Below are 15583 nucleotides of genomic sequence, written 5' to 3' on the forward strand. Positions count from 1 at the left end.
ATGGACCCATGAGCACCACGCAGGACCCGGCCGAGGACCGGGACACGGGCCGGGAGACCGGCCCGGTCGAGGACATCCTCGGGCCGCCGTACACGGCCGAGACCATCCCTCTCGCCGACGACGACGAGGGCCGCGTCATCGCGACGCTCGTCAAGCGTCCGGCCGACCGGACCACCGACCGCGCCGTCCTCCACGTGCACGGGTTCTCGGACTACTTCTTCCAGACCGGCCACGCCGAGTGGTGGACCGACCGGGGCTACGACTTCTACGCCCTCGACCTGCGCAAGTCCGGCCGGTCGCTGCTCGAGCACCAGACGCCCAACTACGTCACCGACCTGGCGACCTACCACGAGGAGCTCGACGCGGCCTGGGAGCTCATTACCGAGCGCGACGGCCACGACGAGGTGGTCGTGACCGCGCACTCGACCGGTGGGCTCACGACCCCGCTCTGGGCCGACGCCCGCCGGCCGGCCGGGCTGGTCGGCATGGTCCTCAACTCGCCCTGGCTCGACATGCAGGGCTCGCCGCTGCTCCGCGTGGTCGGGACGCCGCTCATCAACCAGCTCGGAGCGCGGGCGCCGAAGTTCCACATCAGGCGGACGGTGAGCGGTGTCTACGCCCGCAGCCTCCACCGCGACCACGCCGGCGAGTGGGACTTCAACCTCGACCTCAAGCCGCTGACCTCCTTCCCGGTCTACGCCGGCTGGCTGCGGGCCATCCGCAACGGCCACGCGGTGCTCCACGGCGGCCTCGACGTGCCGGCGCCGGTCCTGGTGCTCTCCTCGGACCAGACCCGCTGGACGGTCAACCTCAACGACGCCGCCCACACCGCCGACCTGGTGCTCGACGTCAAGCAGATCCGCCAGTGGGCGACCTCGGTCGGTCGGCACGTCACCTACGTCGCGGTGCCGGGGGCCCGCCACGACGTGCTGCTCTCCCGACCGGACGTGCGCGAGCGCGCCTACCGCGAGATCGACACCTGGATGACGGCGTACGTCGACGGGGCGACGCCGCGCGGGACCTGACCACGGCGCACGCCGTCCGTCAGGGCGTCGGTCAGGTGGCCAGCATCGCCACCAGCGCCACCACGCCGACGACGACGATGACACCGCGCAGGACGGGCGGCGGCAGCCGGCGTCCGAGCGAGGCGCCCAGCAGGCCGCCGATGACCGACCCGACGGCGATCAGCCCGACCACGCCCCAGTCGACGTCGGCCACGAAGGTGAAGATCACGCCCGCGACGCCGTTGACCAGCGCGGCGAGGACGTTCTTGGCCCCATTGAGCCGTTGGAGGGTCTCGGCGACGCCGATGCCGAGGATCGCCATCAGGAGCACGCCCTGGGCGGCGCCGAAGTAGCCGCCGTAGACGCCCGTCAGCGCCACGGTCGGCCACACCCACCAGTGCTCGCCGCGGCCGCCCTCGCGGTGCGCCCCGACCCACCGCGAGATGCGCGGGCCGAAGATCACCAGCAGCACGCCGAGCGCGATCAGCGCGGGGACGATCGCCTCGAAGGCGCCCGACGGGAGGACGAGCAGGAGCACGGCGCCCGTCGCCCCGCCGATCAGCGAGCCGACACCCAGCCGAACCACCCGTCCGCGCTGGCCGGCCAGCTCACGCCGGTAGCCCCACGCACCGGCGATGGTGCCGGGGACGAGACCGATCGTGTTGGACACGTTCGCGGTGACCGGAGAGAACCCGAAGGCGAGCAGGGTGGGGAAGGTCAGCAGCGTGCCCGAGCCGACGACCGCGTTGATCGTCCCCGCCCCGACCGCGGCGAGCAGGATCGCGAGGGCCTCCAGTGGCCCCACTCAGGCGGTGCCGGGATCGTCGGTGAGGTCGGGCTGGCCCGGCAGGTCCGACGCCGCCGGATCGGCGGAAGCGGTCGCGCCCGGGTCCGCACCGGCCGGGTCCATCGCGGCGGCCGCAGCGGCTGCCGCCGGCGTACCGGTGACGCTGGCGTTCGCCTCCGCGATCGCCTTCTTGACCGCGTCGTCGGCCTCGGCCACCGCCCGGTCGGAGCTGGGCACGGCCGGCTCGAGAGCGGCGGGGTCGAGCCGCTTGCGCGGGCCACCGCTGTTCGTGGGGATGCCCTGCATGTCGGTCAACGTCGACCCCAGTCCCTCGAGCGCCTTGCCGATCTCGCTCGGGACGATCCAGACCTTGTTGGCGTCGCCCTCGGCGATCTTGGGCAGCATCTGGAGATACTGATAGGCCAGCAGCGACTGGTCCGGGGCGCCGTCGTGGATGGCCTCGAAGACCGTCTGGATGGCCTGGCCCTCACCCTGGGCACGCAGGATCTGGGACTCGCGGTCGGCCTGGGCGCGCAGGATGGTCGCCTCGCGGGCGCCCTCGGCGTTGAGGATCGCCGACTGCTTGTTGCCCTCCGCGGTCAGGATCGCGGACTGCCGCTGGCCCTCGGCGGTGAGGATGGAGGCGCGCTTGTCGCGATCGGCGCGCATCTGCTTCTCCATGGCGTCCTTGATGGAGGCCGGCGGGTCGATGCTCTTGATCTCGACACGCTTGACCTTGATGCCCCAGCGACCGGTCGCCTCGTCGAGCACGGCCGCCAGGCCGGAGTTGATCGTCTCGCGGCTGGTCAGCGTCTGCTCGAGGTCCATCCCGCCGACGATGTTGCGCAGCGTGGTCATGGTGAGCTGCTCGACGGCCTGGATGTAGTTGGCGATCTCGTAGGTCGCGCTCACCGGGTCGTTGACCTGGAAGTAGATGACGGTGTCGATCGAGACCGTCAGGTTGTCCTCGGTGATCACGGGCTGCGGCGGGAAGGTGACCACCTGCTCGCGCAGGTCGGCGAGGTAGCGCATCTTGTCGATGAACGGGACGATGACGTTGAGGCCGGGGTCCAGCGTGTTCTTGTACTTGCCGAACCGCTCCACGATCCCCTTGCGGGCCTGGGGGATGATCTTGACTGTCTTCGACAGCAGCACGATCGCCAACAACACGACCAGCAGCAGGACGATCAGCAGGGCCACAGTGACTCCTCAGCTCTCCAACGTGGGAACGGGGTGGACGTAGGCCGTCGCCCCGCGGATCTTCAGCACTTCGACGGTCTGCCCCGGCTCGATGACCAACAGGTCGTCGTAGGGCTCGGCCCGCCACATCTCACCGGCGATCTTCAGCTGCCCCGGCTCGCTGGCGCTGAGCCGGACCGGTGTCACGGCCTGCTTCCCGATCAGGGTGTCCGGCCCCAGGACCAGGTCGGGTCCGGTGTGCAGGCGCCGCACCAGCCCGGGCCGTACGACGGCCAGCATCCCGATCGACGCGGCGACCGCGACGACGACCTGGGCCGCGACGCTGTCCGTGGCAAGCGAGGTCGCCAGGCCGGCCAGCGCACCGACGGCGAGCATCACCAGGACGAGGTCGAGACTGGCCAGCTCCGCGATCGTCAGGAGCGTCGCCAGGGCCAACCAGACTGCCCACGGATTGTCCCCCAGCCAGTGCATACGGCGAGCCTAGTGCGCGAGGCGACAGACCGGTTAAGAACTCGCTCGACGGCTCCGACGGCGTGCCGCCCAGCGACCGTCCGCGTGTTGCAGCAGCAGCGGCATGCCGAAGGTCGCCGAGAGGTTCGCCTCGTTGAGCTCCTCCTCGAGCAGCCCTGCGGCGACGACCTTCCCCTGCCGAAGCATCAGCACGTGGGTGAACCCCGGCGGGATCTCCTCGACGTGGTGGGAGACCAGCACGGTGGCCGGGGCGTCGGGGTCGTAGGCGAGCATCGACAGTGTCGAGACGAGGTCCTCGCGCCCGCCGAGGTCGAGCCCGGCGGCCGGCTCGTCGAGCAGCAGCAGCTCGGGGTCGGCCATCAGGGCGCGGGCGATCTGGACCCGCTTGCGCTCCCCCTCGGACAGCGTCCCGAAGGTGCGCTGGGCCAGGTGCGGGATGCCGATCTCCACGAGCAGGTCCTGGGCACGGTCGTGGTCGAGGCTGTCGTAGTCCTCCTTCCACCGGCCGAGCACGCCGTAGGACGCCGAGACCACCACGTCGCGGATCATCTCCCCCCGCGGGATCCGCTCGGCGATGGCGGCACTGGTGATGCCGATGCGCGGACGCAGCTCGAAGACGTCGACCTTGCCGATCCGGCTGCCGAGGATGTCCGAGGTGCCCGACGTCGGGTGCATCTGGGTCGCCGCGAGCTGCATGAGGGTCGTCTTGCCGGCGCCGTTGGGGCCGAGCACCACCCAGCGCTCGTCCTCCTCCACGACCCAGTCGACGCCGTCCAGCAGGATGGACTGCCCGCGCCGGACGGTGACCTCGTGGAACTCGAGAACGGCAGCCATGCGCGGCAGCCTATCGACCGGGCAGTGCCCGGGAGGCGGGGGCCTCCTAGACTCGATGACCGTGACGGAGCGACGCACCGAGGAGCGGATCGAGCGTGTCGACGACGGCCTGCCGCTCGCCGTACGCACCGCCTGGTGGGCCACCGCCTGGCTCCGCGGGTACGTCGTCACCGACCTGCTCCTCGACGCGGTGATCGGCGACGACGCGACCCATGTCGTGGCCGGCCTGGGCGCGCTGGGCCTCGGCCCGGACGACGCCGCGGAGACGCTGCTCACCGGTCTGGCCCGGGTGCGCGCGGAGGGCGCGAGCGGCTTCGGCGTCGCGCTCCCCGTCGAGGGCGACCCGGTCGGACTGGGCGGCCCCGCGGAGTTCAACGCCGCGGTGATGGAGGCCGGTCAGGCGGTCGTGGTGAGTGGCGCCTGGATCGGGTTGGTCCCGGACCGGGTCGGCGCGGCGGTCACCTGGCACGCGCAGCGCGCCGAGCGCCGGCAGCTGCCCGACGTCGGCGAGGCCGATCGGGTGCTGCGGCGCGAGCTGCCACGGGCGGCCGACGCGCTCGCCGACCTCGACGTCGCCCGCTGGCGGCCCGAGGTGGCCGACCGGCTGATGAACCTGCGCCACCGCCCACGGCTCGCTCCCCCGCCCGGTGTCCCTGCGCGCTGTGTCGAGCTGGCGGCGCGTGCCCTGCAGGCGGCCGACATCGTCGACCTCGCCCTGGAGGACGACGGCGGCGCGGTGTCCGCCCAGGAGATCTCGGCACGACGCGCGGCGCTGCGGCCCCTGGACCGCGCGGCGCGGCACGCGCTCGTCGCCGCGGGCTCCCCGGAGGCGTGGCCGGAGTAGCCGAGCCGCCGTACCGCCCGGTCCGAGACGCGGGCCGGACCTCCGGCCGCGCAGCCGATAGGCTGAGCCGCGCCATGGAACAGCGCCCCGACTCCCTGCTCATCACGCTCGCCGGGCGCGACCGGCCCGGTGTGACCCGGGCCGTCCTCGGCCGCCTCGCCGACGCCGGCGTGGAGGTGCTCGACCTCGAGCAGATCGTGCTGCGCCGGCGGCTGGTGCTCGGCCTCCTGGTGACCGTCCCGAAGGACGAGGTCGCGTTGCGTGACGCCGTCTGGCAGGCGGGCGACGAGCTCGGGATGCAGGTCGAGATGGTGCGCGGCACCGGCGACAACGCCCCCAAGCAGCACCGGGCCCACGTGACGGTGATCGGTGCACCGCTCCTGGCCAGTGCCCTCGCGGCGGTCACCGGCCAGATCGCGGACGCGGGCGCCAACATCGACCGGATCCAGCGGCTGGCGAGCTATCCGGTCACCGCCATCGAGCTGGCCGTCTCCGGCGCCGACCCGATGGCGCTGCGGGTCGCCCTCGCTCGCGAGGCCGCCGAGCAGGGCGTCGACATCGCCGTCCAGCCGGCCGACATCACCCGGCACGGGATGCGCCTTATCGTGATGGACGTCGACTCCACCCTCGTCCAGGGCGAGGTGATCGAGATGCTGGCGGCCCACGCCGGCTGCGAGGCGGAGGTCGCCGAGGTCACCGAGCGCGCGATGCGCGGCGAGATCGACTTCGAGGAGTCGCTGCGCCAGCGGGTCGCCTTGCTCAAGGGCGTGCCGGTCTCCGCGGTGCACCAGGTCTACGACTCCATCAACCTCAACCCCGGCGCCCGCACGATGGTGCGCACCCTGCGCCGGCTGGGCTACCGGTTCGCCATCGTCTCCGGCGGCTTCAGCCAGATCACCTCACGGCTGGCCGCCGACCTCGGCATCCACTTCCAGCGCGCCAACGAGCTCGAGATCGTGGACGGCGTCCTCACCGGCGGCATCGTCGGCGACGTCGTCGATCGGGCCGGGAAGGCGCGCGCGCTGCGCGAGTTCGCCGCGGAGCTGGGCATCCCCGAGTCGTCCACCGTCGCGATCGGCGACGGCGCCAACGACCTCGACATGCTCTCGGCGGCCGGGCTCGGCGTCGCCTACAACGCCAAGCCCGTCGTGCGCTCGCAGGCGCACACTGCGGTCAGCGTCCCCTATCTCGACACGATCATGTACCTGCTCGGCATCAGCCGAGAGGAGATCGAGGCGGCCGACGCCGAAGCGGGCATCGTCACGCCCGCGCCACCGGTCTGACGCTCGCTACTCGACCAGCGGGACCCGCTGGTGCGGGATGCCGAGCGCCACGACCGCAGCGAGCACGGCGGCGACGCCGCAGAGCGCGAACAGCTCCTGGTAGGCGCCGAGCGACGGCAGCGCGAAGTCGCCGAGCATGATCACCTTGCCGGCCAGCAGGCTGCCGCCGATCGCCGAGGCCAGCGAGCTGCCGAGGCTGCGGAAGAGCGAGTTGAGCCCGTTGGCCGCCGCGAGCTCGTGGACCGGCGTGTTGGCGTTGATGATCGAGGGCAGGGCGGCGTACCCGATGCCCGTGCCGACTCCGATGATCGTCGAACCCACGATGATCTGCCACAGGTGGTCGTGCACGGTGATCCGGCTCAGGAAGCCGAGCGCGACGATGGCCGCGCCGATCGCCAGGGTCTGCGGAGCGCCGCGCCGGGAGATCAGCCGGGCGGCGACGGGTGCGAAGACCAGCATCATCAGGCCGCTCGGCAGCATCACCAGTCCGCCGACCAGCAGGCTGGACGCGAAGCCGTAGCCGGTCTGCTCGGGCGCCTCGACGTAGGCGGCCGTGCCGATGAACGAGGCGAAGAGCGCGAAGCCGAAGAGGATCGAGGCCAGGTTGGCCAGGACGATCGGCTTGCGGCGCACGGCCTTGAGATCGACCAGGGGCTCGCGGATCCGGGTCTGCGACCAGCCGAAGGCGACGAGCAGGACGGCCGATGTCGCGAGCAGGCCCCAGACCTTCGCCGAGCCCCAGCCCCAGCTCGAGCTCTCGCTCAGCGGGAGCAGGAGGGCGACCAGGCCCGCGCCGAGCAGGACCGCCCCGACGACGTCGACGTGCCCGCCGCTGCGGTTCGGGGACTCCGGGACGATGGTGAGGATGCCGACGAAGGCGACGACGCCCACGCCGGCGGTGATCCAGAACAGCGCGTGGAAGTCGGCGTGCTCGGCGACGAAGCCGGCCAGCGGCAGACCCAGTGCGCCGCCGACGCCGAGCATCGCGGAGATGAGGGCGACGGCGCTGCCGACCCGCTCACGCGGCAGGAGGCCGGCGAGCAGGCTGATACCGAGCGGGATCGCCGCCGCCGACACGCCCTGGATCGCACGCCCGGCGATCAGGAGGGCGACGTTGCTGGTCACCGCGGTCAGCAGCGACCCGGCCACCAGCGATCCGACCGCGACGAGCAGCAGCAGTCGCTTGCCGAACATGTCGCCGAGCCGACCCATGATCGGCACCGAGACGGCGCCGACGAGGAGCGTCGAGGTCAGCAGCCAGCTGACGGTGCTCGCCGAGGTGTGCAGGTCGCCCGGCAGCTCACCCAGGACCGGGATGAGCAGCGACTGGGCCAGCGAGACCACGAGGGCGCCGAGCCCGACGACGAAGAGCTCCAGACGGGCTCGTGCCGTGGACGTGTGCGAGGCGATCTCGGCGTCGGTGGCACCGGACGGCTCGTGCTGCATGGGGGCGTTCCTCTCGAGGGAGCTGGACGATCGTCAGGATCGTAGCTCGACGTTGACACCGAGTGCCAATCTTGGCGCGTCATGCCAGCTGGTCCTACAGTGGGCGCGATGAACGAGACGAGCGGCACGCTGCGCGACCACGCCCGGGAGGCGGTCCGGGCCGAGGTCCAGCGTCAGGCCTGGCTGCTGTTCTCCGAGCACGGCTACGAGTCCACGACCGTCGACCGCATCGCCGCCGCCTCCGGGATGTCGCGGCGCACCTTCTTCCGCTACTTCGCGAGCAAGGACGACCTGGTGCTCGCCCGGATGGTCGAGTCGGGCGACGCGGTCGTCGCGGCGCTGGTCGCGCGTCCGGCGGCGGAGTCGCCGTGGCAGGCACTGCGTGCGTCGTTCCAGTCCATCGTCGACGCGCAGGTCGCTCACGCCGACCGGTCCCGCGCCCTTCAGGTCATGCTGCGCGACGAGCCCGCGGTCCGCGCCACCGTGGAGGAGTGGCGGCGTCGCTGGACGGCGCTGCTCACGCCGGCGGTCGCCGCGCGCCTCGAGTCCGCCGAGGGTCGCGCCGAGGGTCGCGCCGAGGGTCGTGCCGAGGGTCGTGCCGAGGGTCGCGCCGATGACGACACGCGCCTGCGCGCCGAGGCACTGGTGCGCAGCGCGCTGGAGTGCCTGGAGTCGGCGCAGGACGCCTGGGCCGAGCGGGAGGACGGCGACCTGGACCGGCTCGTCGACGTCACGATGGGTGCCGTCGCCCCGCTCTGAGCCGGGTCAGCCGCGGGTCAGCCGGGCGGCGTGTGGACGTCGACGAGCCGGGCGGCACCCTCGCCGAGGTCGGCCCACGGGCCGTCGTACTCGAAGACGGCGACCGCCGCCGTCGGGAACCCGGTGGTCGCCAACTGCGGCGAGCCGCCCGCGTCGAGGACCTGGGCGAGGTAGGCCATCGTGGGGTTGTGCCCGACCAGCACCACCGCGCTGACGTCGTCGTCGAGCCCGCGCACCACGTCGAGCGCGGTCTCGGAGTCGGCCTCGTAGAGCGTGTTGTCGAAGGTCGGCGTCAGCGCCCACCCGGCGGCCTCGGCCAGCGCCGCCCAGGTCTGCCGGGCGCGGATCGCGTCGGAGACGAGGGCCAGCTCGGGCACCGAGCCTCGCTGGGCGAGCCAGCGGCCGGCCTCGGCGGCCTCGGCGACGCCGCGCTCGGTGAGGGCGCGCTCGTGGTCGGTGTTCGCGTAGCCCTCGGCCTTGGCATGGCGGACGAGGAGGATTTCGCGGCTCACGCCATCGACAGTAGCCATCCTTACCTTCGGATGCAGGTCACGCACCCATGGCGTGGAAGCCGCCGTCCACGTGGATGATCTCGCCGGTCGTGGCAGGGAAGAAGTCCGACAGCAGCGCACAGATGGCCTTGGCGGTCGGCTCCTGGTCGGTGTTGTCCCAGCCGAGCGGAGCCCGCGTCGACCACATGTCCTCGAGATCCCCGAAACCGGGGATGGCCTTCGCCGCGAGGGTGCGCAGCGGGCCGGCCGAGACGAGGTTGACGCGGATGCCCTCGGGGCCGAGGTCGCGGGCCAGGTAGCGCGCGCAGGACTCCAGGCCGGCCTTCGCCACGCCCATCCAGTCGTACGCCGGCCAGGCGACCGTGGCGTCGAAGGTGAGCCCGACGACGCCCGACCCGGACGTCATCAGCGGCTTGGCGGCCATCGCCAGGCTCTTGAGGGAGTAGGCCGAGACCTGCACCGCCTGCGCGACGTCCTCCCACGGGCCGTCGAGGAACTTGCCGCCGAGCAGCGTCTCGGGGTTGCCGTAGGCGATCGAGTGCACGACGCCGTCCAAGCCGTCGACGTGCTCGCGGACCTGAGCCTCCAGGCCGGCGAGGTGGTCGGGGTCGGTGACGTCGAGCTCGAGCACGGGCGCCTCGGCCGGGAGCCGCTTGGCGATCCGCTTCGTGATCGACAGCGCGCGGCCGAAGTTGGAGATGAGCACCGTCGCGCCCTGCTCCTGCGCGACCTTCGCGGCCGCGAAGCCGATCGAGCTGTCCATCGTCACGCCCGCGACGAGGATCCGCTTGCCCGCGAGAAGACCTGTGTTTGCCATCGGTTTCAGTGCCCCATTCCCAGTCCACCGTCGACCGGGATGACGGCCCCGGTGACGTAGCCCGCGTCTGCGAGCCAGGTGATGGCGCCGGCGACCTCGTCGACGCTCGCGTAGCGACCCAGCGGCACCTGTGCCTTGATCGCGTCCTTCTGGTCGTCGGTCAGCACCGCGGTCATGTCGGTCTCGACGAAGCCGGGCGCGACGACGTTCGCGGTGATCCCGCGACTGCCGAGCTCGCGGGCGAGCGACCGGGCCAGACCGACCAGGCCGGCCTTCGAGGCGGCGTAGTTGGCCTGTCCGGCGCTACCGAGCAGTCCGACGACGCTGGAGACGAAGACGATCCGGCCGCGGCGCAGCCGCAGCATGCCCTTCGCGGCGCGCTTGGCCAGCCGGTAGGAGCCGGTGAGGTTGGTGTCGAGCACACCGGCCCAGTCGTCCTCGGACATCCGCAGGATGAGGGTGTCCTTGGTGATGCCCGCATTGGCGACCAGCACCTCCACCGGGCCGTGGGCGGCCTCGATCTCGGCGAAGGCCGCCTCCACCTGCTCAGGGTCGGTGACGTCGCAGCGGACGTCGAGCGCCCCCTCGGGCGCTCCCCCGCTGCGCGTCGTCACCGCGACCTTGTCACCCGCCGCGAGGAACGCCTCCGCGACGGCGCGGCCGATGCCGCGGTTGCCGCCGGTCACGAGGACGGACCGCGGCTGCCTCTCCACTGCGCTTGCTCCGCTCACCCGCCGAACGTATCCATTACCGCGAAGTACGACGAATGAGCGGCGCGTCCCGCCGGCCACGGATCACTCGTCCTCGAGCCGGAGACACGGCTGCGGAGTGCCGTCCGGGGTCACGGCGTGCGCCTGATGCCCGCCCCGTAGAGTGGAGGCATGGCCCGAGCCAGACGTCGCGACGAGGCCATCAGGATCACCACCGCCGCGGAGAGCCACGAGCACGACATCAGTGTCCGCCAGCGGCACTACCTGTTCTCGATGAGCATCCGCGTGCTCTGCTTCATCGGCGCGGTCGTCGCCGGCGTCAACGGCATCAACTGGCTGTGGCCGCTCCTCATCGTCGGCGCCATCGTGCTGCCCTACGTCGCCGTGGTCGGTGCCAACGCGGCGCACACCAAGGGCGAGGAGTTCGAGCTGCCCGACACGACGTACCGCCGCGAGCTGCCCGAGCGCCCCACTGACGGCCGTCAGGACCCGTCGTGACGCTCGGCGACAAGACCGAGCTCGACCTCTGCTCGGCCAAGGGCTGCCAGGCCCCCGGCGTCTGGGAGCTGCGCTGGAACAACCCCAAGATCCACACGCCCGACCGGCGCAAGGTCTGGCTCGCGTGCGAGGAGCACCGCGGGTCGCTGGGCGACTTCCTCGGCGCGCGGGGGTTCTTGAAGGACACGGCCCCGCACGAGCCGGCGGAGTAGCCGCCCGGTCGTGACCGTGCCGACGCTGACGGGACCCAGGGCGACGGCCCTCCGGATCGCGCTGTGCGGTGGCTACTTCCTCGTCCTCCTCGACGTCACCGTCGTCAACGTCGCACTCCCCCAGATCGGCAGCAGCCTCGACGCCGGCGCCGCGGGTCGGGCGTGGGTCGTGGACGCCTACACGGTGCCGCTCGCCGCACTGCTCCTCGTCGCGGGCGCGGTCGGAGACCGGATCGGCCACCGCCGGGTCGTGGTCACCGGCTTCCTCGGCTTCGGGCTCGCCTCCGTGCTCTGCGGCGCCGCCCCGGGCCTCACCATGCTGGCGGTCGGGCGGTTGGTCCAGGGAGCCGCCGCCGCGCTCATGCTCCCGGGCACGCTGGCGTTGCTCGTGGACACGGCGGGCGACGAGTCCCAGCGGCCACGACTGGTCGGGCTGTGGGCCGCAGTCGGGGGCTCGGCCCTGCCGGCGGGACCGCTGCTCGGCGGTCTGCTCGTCGAGGCCGCTGGTTGGCGGGCGGTCTTCTGGCTCAACGTGCCGGTGATCCTCGCGGCCCTCGTGCCGGTGCTCGGGATCGCCCAGCGGTACGACGACCGTGCCGGCACCCGGACCCACGTGGACTGGCGCGGCGGCGCCCTGCTCGCGGTCCTGGTCGGCTCAGCCGTGACGGCGATCCTGGAGGTGCGCAGCCGTCCGATCGCGAGCGCCTGTGCTGCCGCAGTCGCCCTGCTCGCCTTCCTGCTGCTGCGGGTCGTGGAGCGTCGCGCCGACCCGCCGCTGCTGGAGGTGCCCACCGCGGCTCGCCGCCCGCTCCTCGCCGCCTCCGGTGTCGCCGGCCTGATGAACCTCTGCACGATCGGGTCGCTCTTCTTGCTGACCCAGGTGTTCCAGGACGTCCACCGCACGGGGCCGTTGACGGCGGGGCTCGTGATGCTTCCCGCGATGGTGCCGCTTCCGCTGCTCGGCGCACCCGCCGGCCGGCTGGTGCAACGGTTCGGCTCCTGGCGGACAGCTGCAGCCGGGCTCGGGGTGGCTGCCGTGGGTCTGGTCGGAATGGCGGCCTCCATCAAGCAGCCCGTCTATCCGGCCCTGCTCCCGGCGCTCACCCTCTGGGGCATCGGGCTGGGCGTCCTCACCCCCGCGATCGTCACCGCCGCGCTCGACGCCCTGCCAGGCGCTCCGGGCGTCGCGTCGGGAGCGAGCAACACCGCCCGGCAGACCGGCGGGGCGCTCGGCGTGGCGATCTTCAGCGCGCTGGCCGGCGGCTCCGCTGCCGCAGGTTTCTCGGGCCGGACGGCCGCGGTGCTCGTCGGCTCCGCGCTCGCGTTCGTCCTGGCCGGTGCTGGTGCGCTGGCGCGTGGTCGTCGGTCGGGTTGAGGACGCCAGACGCATCGCCTATCTGCGTCGGGCGAATCGCACGTCGCCGTTGGCGAGCCGGTGGGCTGCGGTGAGGTCGGTTCACGCGGCCTCTCCCACTAACCGCTGGCAGGTGCCACATCCAGCGAAGCCCGATCTGGCATCTCCCAGCAGTTGCGTGCAGGCCGCCCGACGGCAGGCCAGCCGGCGCGCGAAAGTCCGGCGACCACGGACTCCCGCCGTCGTAAGGTCCAGCCGTGGAGCTTGCCGACCTGCTCGCCGACGTGGCCGAGCGCTACGACCGGATGGGGATGCCGTTTTGGCCGGACCCGCACCCGGGGCTGGCGTCGCCCCGCGAGGAGGAGTACTCCCGCGTGACCGACGGCGGCCGCTACGGCATCGTGCACGCCCGTGCGCGGGCCTGGACCGAGACGCTCCGCGAGCTCCTCGGGGCAGAGGCCGAGCCCGACGGGCGCACCACGACCCTCGTCTCGCCACGCCGGCGCACGCTGCCGCTCCTCCTCATCGAGGAGCACGTGGCGCTGACCGCGGAGGAGGACCACCTGCCCCTGCTCCGTGTCGCCGTCGTCGACCCGACCTGGGAGGTCGACCGGGAGCCCGACTGCGGGTGCGACGCCTGCGACTCGGGGTCGGACGACCTGCTGGAGGCGATCGACCACGCCGTCACGAACGTGATCGGCGGCACCTTCGTCGCGATGCGCGGCGCGGGCTGGAGCGCCCAGTGGTATCCCGACGGCGGCAGGTCGAGCATCAGTGGCGGCTCGATGGGCGACTTCGGGGACCCCGTGGACCTGTGCCGGCGCGTCGCCGCACGAGAACGCGTCGAGCTCCCGCCCGGCACCGAGGTCGTCGTCGGCCGCTCCTGGTTGGGCTGAGCTACCCGCCGATCGCCGACATCGGCCGGTCGGGCTGCAGGAACGTCGGGTCGTCGATGCCGTGCCCCGCCCGCTTGCCCGCCATGGCGGTCACCCACCGGTCAGCGACCTCCTCGTCAGAGGCACCGGAGCGCATCGCCCCGCGCAGGTCGGACTCCTCCCGCGCGAACAGGCAGTTGCGGACCTGCCCGTCGGCAGTGAGCCGCACCCGGTCGCAGTCGCCGCAGAACGGCCGCGACACCGAGGCGATGATGCCGACGGTGGCCGGGCCGCCGTCGACGGTGAAGAGCTCGGCCGGGGCGCTGCCGCGCGGCTCCTCGGCCGGCTCGAGCGTGAACTCCTTCTCCAGCAGCCGCTGGATCTCGTCGGCGGTCACCATCTCCGTCCGCGACCAGCCGTGCTGGGCATCGAGCGGCATCTGCTCGATGAAGCGCAGCTGGTAGCCGTGCTCGACGGCCCAGCGGAGCAGCTCCGGCGCCTGGTCGTCGTTGACGCCGCGCAGCAGCACCGCGTTGAGCTTCACCGGGCCCAGCCCCGCGGCGTGCGCGGCGCGGAGGCCGGCGACGACGTCGTGCAGCCGGTCGCGGCGGGTCACCGCGGCGAACGTCTCGGGGCGGATCGAGTCGATGCTGACGTTGACGCGGTCCAGCCCGGCGGCGGCCAGCGCGGCCGCCGTACGCTCCAGGCCGAGGCCGTTGGTCGTCAACGAGGTCTCGACGCCCAGCGCGTGCGTGCGCTCGACGATCCCGACCAGGCCGCGGCGGATCAACGGCTCGCCGCCGGTGAACCGCACCTCGCGGATCCCGAGGTGCTCCACGCCGATCGTGACGAGCCGGACGACCTCGTCGTCGGTGAGCACGTCGTCGGTGGGCAGCCAGTCCAGCCCCTCGGCCGGCATGCAGTACTCGCACCGCAGGTTGCACCGGTCGGTGAGCGAGACGCGGAGGTCGGTCGCGATGCGGCCGAACCGGTCGGCGAGGGGTGTCGTCTGCACCACACCATCCTAGGTCGCGGCGCCTGCCCGCGCGCTCTCGCCGATCACCCGGCGACTAGCCTGCTCGGGTGCGGTCGTTCCGGTTCCTGCTCAGCCGTCGCTGGGGGCTCTTCGCACTCACGGTGGTGCTGGTCGCCTGGGCGACGTGGTGGCTCGGGCAGTGGCAGTTCAACCGGTTGCACGAGCGCAAGCACGACAACCACGTCATCGAGACCAACGAGCACCGCATCCCAGCGCCCGTCGAGGACGTCCTCACGGTCGGCGGGAAGGTCGACGAGGACCAGCAGTGGCGCCTGGTCACGGTGACCGGCACCTACGACGCGGAGCACACCATCACCTGGCGCTACCGGTCCGACGACCGCGGCGCCGACGGGATCGACGTCGTGGTTCCGCTCATCACCGACGACGGCACCGCGGTGATCGTCGACCGCGGCTTCCTGGAGAACCCGGACAACGGCAAGGCCCGGCCTCCCGCTCCCCCGGCCGGCCGGGTCACCGTCACCGGCTACGTCCGCGAGGACGGGACCGGCAGCAGCACGCGCGTCGACGACCTGTCGACCCGGGCGCTCTCCTCCCGGACCGTCGGGCCGGCGATCGGACGCTCCGTGTACGCCGGCTGGGTGGCCCTGCACACCGAGAACGGTGCGCCCGCTCGCTCGCTGGACCCGATCGACCTCCCCGACCTCGGCAACGGGCCGCACTTCTTCTACGGGCTGCAGTGGTGGTTCTTCGGGGTGCTGGCGGTCTTCGGCTTCCTCTACCTGCTCTGGGACGAGTGGCACGGCGGCAAGGAGCGTCGACCCGCTGCCCAGCCGGCGGCCAGCGCTAACGAGAACGTGAACACGGCGCGGCAGGCGCGCGCCAGCGCCCGGGCGGCCAAGGCCAGCCGCAAGCAGGCCGTTCGGCAGGCCTACCAGGCGGCGTACGAGAAGGAGCGGGCCGGGCGCGACTGAGCGCCCGCC

18 protein-coding genes are annotated in these 15583 nt (G+C 72.5%); 9 read left to right on the forward strand and 9 right to left on the reverse strand.

Annotated elements, in window-relative coordinates:
* The first annotated feature begins 8 nt into the window (after window positions 1-8).
* The gene (locus tag BM236_RS10970) at window positions 9-1025 is read left to right on the forward strand and encodes an alpha/beta hydrolase (RefSeq protein WP_091123565.1); all 1017 of its coding nucleotides are present in this window, start codon (window positions 9-11) and stop codon (window positions 1023-1025) included.
* 31 nt (window positions 1026-1056) lie between these two features.
* Here BM236_RS10970 and BM236_RS10975 read toward each other — a convergent pair whose 3' ends face one another.
* Genes BM236_RS10975 through BM236_RS10990 form a run of 4 tightly spaced genes read right to left on the reverse strand, consistent with a single transcriptional unit; the run spans window position 1057 to window position 4296 of the window.
* Window positions 1057-1809, reverse strand: a complete 753-nt coding sequence (locus BM236_RS10975; protein ID WP_091123567.1) for a sulfite exporter TauE/SafE family protein — start codon at window positions 1807-1809, stop codon at window positions 1057-1059.
* A complete protein-coding gene (locus tag BM236_RS10980; RefSeq protein WP_091123570.1) occupies window positions 1810-2991 on the reverse strand; it encodes an SPFH domain-containing protein in 1182 nt (393 codons plus the stop codon).
* Between the two features lie 9 nt (window positions 2992-3000).
* Window positions 3001-3462 carry an NfeD family protein gene (locus BM236_RS10985; RefSeq protein ID WP_091123572.1) on the reverse strand — a complete coding sequence of 154 codons (462 nt, stop codon included), beginning with the start codon at window positions 3460-3462 and terminating at the stop codon, window positions 3001-3003.
* 33 nt (window positions 3463-3495) lie between these two features.
* A complete protein-coding gene (locus BM236_RS10990; RefSeq protein ID WP_091123574.1) occupies window positions 3496-4296 on the reverse strand; it encodes an ABC transporter ATP-binding protein in 801 nt (266 codons plus the stop codon).
* 61 nt (window positions 4297-4357) lie between these two features.
* On the opposite strand from BM236_RS10990, the gene BM236_RS10995 reads away from it, so the two are divergent.
* A complete protein-coding gene (locus BM236_RS10995; protein WP_245750272.1) occupies window positions 4358-5140 on the forward strand; it encodes a hypothetical protein in 783 nt (260 codons plus the stop codon).
* 74 nt (window positions 5141-5214) lie between these two features.
* Window positions 5215-6423, forward strand: a complete 1209-nt coding sequence (gene serB / locus BM236_RS11000; RefSeq protein WP_091123580.1) for a phosphoserine phosphatase SerB — start codon at window positions 5215-5217, stop codon at window positions 6421-6423.
* Between the two features lie 6 nt (window positions 6424-6429).
* On the opposite strand, the gene BM236_RS11005 is transcribed toward serB, so the two are convergent.
* Window positions 6430-7869 (reverse strand): MFS transporter, encoded by a 1440-nt coding sequence (locus BM236_RS11005; RefSeq protein ID WP_091123581.1) that lies wholly within the window; start codon window positions 7867-7869, stop codon window positions 6430-6432.
* A 108-nt stretch (window positions 7870-7977) separates the two neighbouring features.
* Here BM236_RS11005 and BM236_RS11010 point away from each other — a divergent pair, with 108 nt between their 5' ends.
* The gene (locus tag BM236_RS11010) at window positions 7978-8628 is read left to right on the forward strand and encodes a TetR/AcrR family transcriptional regulator (protein ID WP_175507647.1); all 651 of its coding nucleotides are present in this window, start codon (window positions 7978-7980) and stop codon (window positions 8626-8628) included.
* Between the two features lie 17 nt (window positions 8629-8645).
* Here the strand turns inward: BM236_RS11010 and sixA are convergent, their stop codons facing one another.
* From sixA to fabG, 3 genes are read right to left on the reverse strand one after another with little or no spacing between them, the layout of a single operon-like run.
* A complete protein-coding gene (gene sixA, locus BM236_RS11015) occupies window positions 8646-9140 on the reverse strand; it encodes a phosphohistidine phosphatase SixA (RefSeq protein WP_245750273.1) in 495 nt (164 codons plus the stop codon).
* A 37-nt stretch (window positions 9141-9177) separates the two neighbouring features.
* Window positions 9178-9957: an enoyl-ACP reductase FabI gene (gene fabI, locus BM236_RS11020; RefSeq protein ID WP_091123588.1), complete on the reverse strand. Its 780-nt coding sequence runs from the start codon at window positions 9955-9957 to the stop codon at window positions 9178-9180.
* 5 nt (window positions 9958-9962) lie between these two features.
* On the reverse strand, window positions 9963-10688 hold the full coding sequence (fabG, locus tag BM236_RS11025; protein WP_175507648.1) for a 3-oxoacyl-ACP reductase FabG: 726 nt from the start codon (window positions 10686-10688) through the stop codon (window positions 9963-9965).
* A 150-nt stretch (window positions 10689-10838) separates the two neighbouring features.
* Here fabG and BM236_RS11030 point away from each other — a divergent pair, with 150 nt between their 5' ends.
* From BM236_RS11030 to BM236_RS11045, 4 genes are all read left to right on the forward strand, one after another.
* Window positions 10839-11165: a DUF3099 domain-containing protein gene (locus BM236_RS11030; RefSeq protein WP_091123591.1), complete on the forward strand. Its 327-nt coding sequence runs from the start codon at window positions 10839-10841 to the stop codon at window positions 11163-11165.
* Window positions 11162-11377, forward strand: a complete 216-nt coding sequence (locus BM236_RS11035; RefSeq protein WP_091123594.1) for an acetone carboxylase — start codon at window positions 11162-11164, stop codon at window positions 11375-11377. The genes BM236_RS11030 and BM236_RS11035 overlap by 4 nt, the downstream gene beginning before the upstream one ends.
* A gap of 10 nt (window positions 11378-11387) precedes the next feature.
* Window positions 11388-12752 (forward strand): MFS transporter, encoded by a 1365-nt coding sequence (locus BM236_RS11040; protein WP_217645297.1) that lies wholly within the window; start codon window positions 11388-11390, stop codon window positions 12750-12752.
* A 236-nt stretch (window positions 12753-12988) separates the two neighbouring features.
* Window positions 12989-13627 (forward strand): DUF6226 family protein, encoded by a 639-nt coding sequence (locus BM236_RS11045; protein WP_217645298.1) that lies wholly within the window; start codon window positions 12989-12991, stop codon window positions 13625-13627.
* Between the two features lies 1 nt (window position 13628).
* Here the strand turns inward: BM236_RS11045 and moaA are convergent, their stop codons facing one another.
* On the reverse strand, window positions 13629-14624 hold the full coding sequence (moaA, locus tag BM236_RS11050) for a GTP 3',8-cyclase MoaA (protein WP_091123596.1): 996 nt from the start codon (window positions 14622-14624) through the stop codon (window positions 13629-13631).
* A gap of 65 nt (window positions 14625-14689) precedes the next feature.
* Between moaA and BM236_RS11055 the strand changes: the two genes are divergently transcribed.
* Window positions 14690-15574, forward strand: coding sequence for an SURF1 family cytochrome oxidase biogenesis protein (locus tag BM236_RS11055; RefSeq protein WP_091123598.1), 885 nt, complete (start codon window positions 14690-14692; stop codon window positions 15572-15574).
* Window positions 15575-15583 lie beyond the last annotated feature (9 nt).

The sequence above is a fragment of the Nocardioides terrae genome (assembly GCF_900112345.1).
Lineage (GTDB): Bacteria > Actinomycetota > Actinomycetes > Propionibacteriales > Nocardioidaceae > Nocardioides > Nocardioides terrae.

Excerpts from the sequence above, each read along its gene's own strand:
- BM236_RS10970 (WP_091123565.1), top strand. The coding sequence starts at position 9 with ATGAGCACCACGCAGGACCCGGCCGAGGACCGGGACACGGGCCGGGAG.
- BM236_RS10985 (WP_091123572.1), bottom strand. The coding sequence starts at position 3,462 with ATGCACTGGCTGGGGGACAATCCGTGGGCAGTCTGGTTGGCCCTGGCG.
- BM236_RS10990 (WP_091123574.1), bottom strand. The coding sequence starts at position 4,296 with ATGGCTGCCGTTCTCGAGTTCCACGAGGTCACCGTCCGGCGCGGGCAG.
- serB (WP_091123580.1), top strand. The coding sequence starts at position 5,215 with ATGGAACAGCGCCCCGACTCCCTGCTCATCACGCTCGCCGGGCGCGAC.
- BM236_RS11005 (WP_091123581.1), bottom strand. The coding sequence starts at position 7,869 with ATGCAGCACGAGCCGTCCGGTGCCACCGACGCCGAGATCGCCTCGCAC.
- BM236_RS11010 (WP_175507647.1), top strand. The coding sequence starts at position 7,978 with ATGAACGAGACGAGCGGCACGCTGCGCGACCACGCCCGGGAGGCGGTC.
- fabI (WP_091123588.1), bottom strand. The coding sequence starts at position 9,957 with ATGGCAAACACAGGTCTTCTCGCGGGCAAGCGGATCCTCGTCGCGGGC.
- BM236_RS11030 (WP_091123591.1), top strand. The coding sequence starts at position 10,839 with ATGGCCCGAGCCAGACGTCGCGACGAGGCCATCAGGATCACCACCGCC.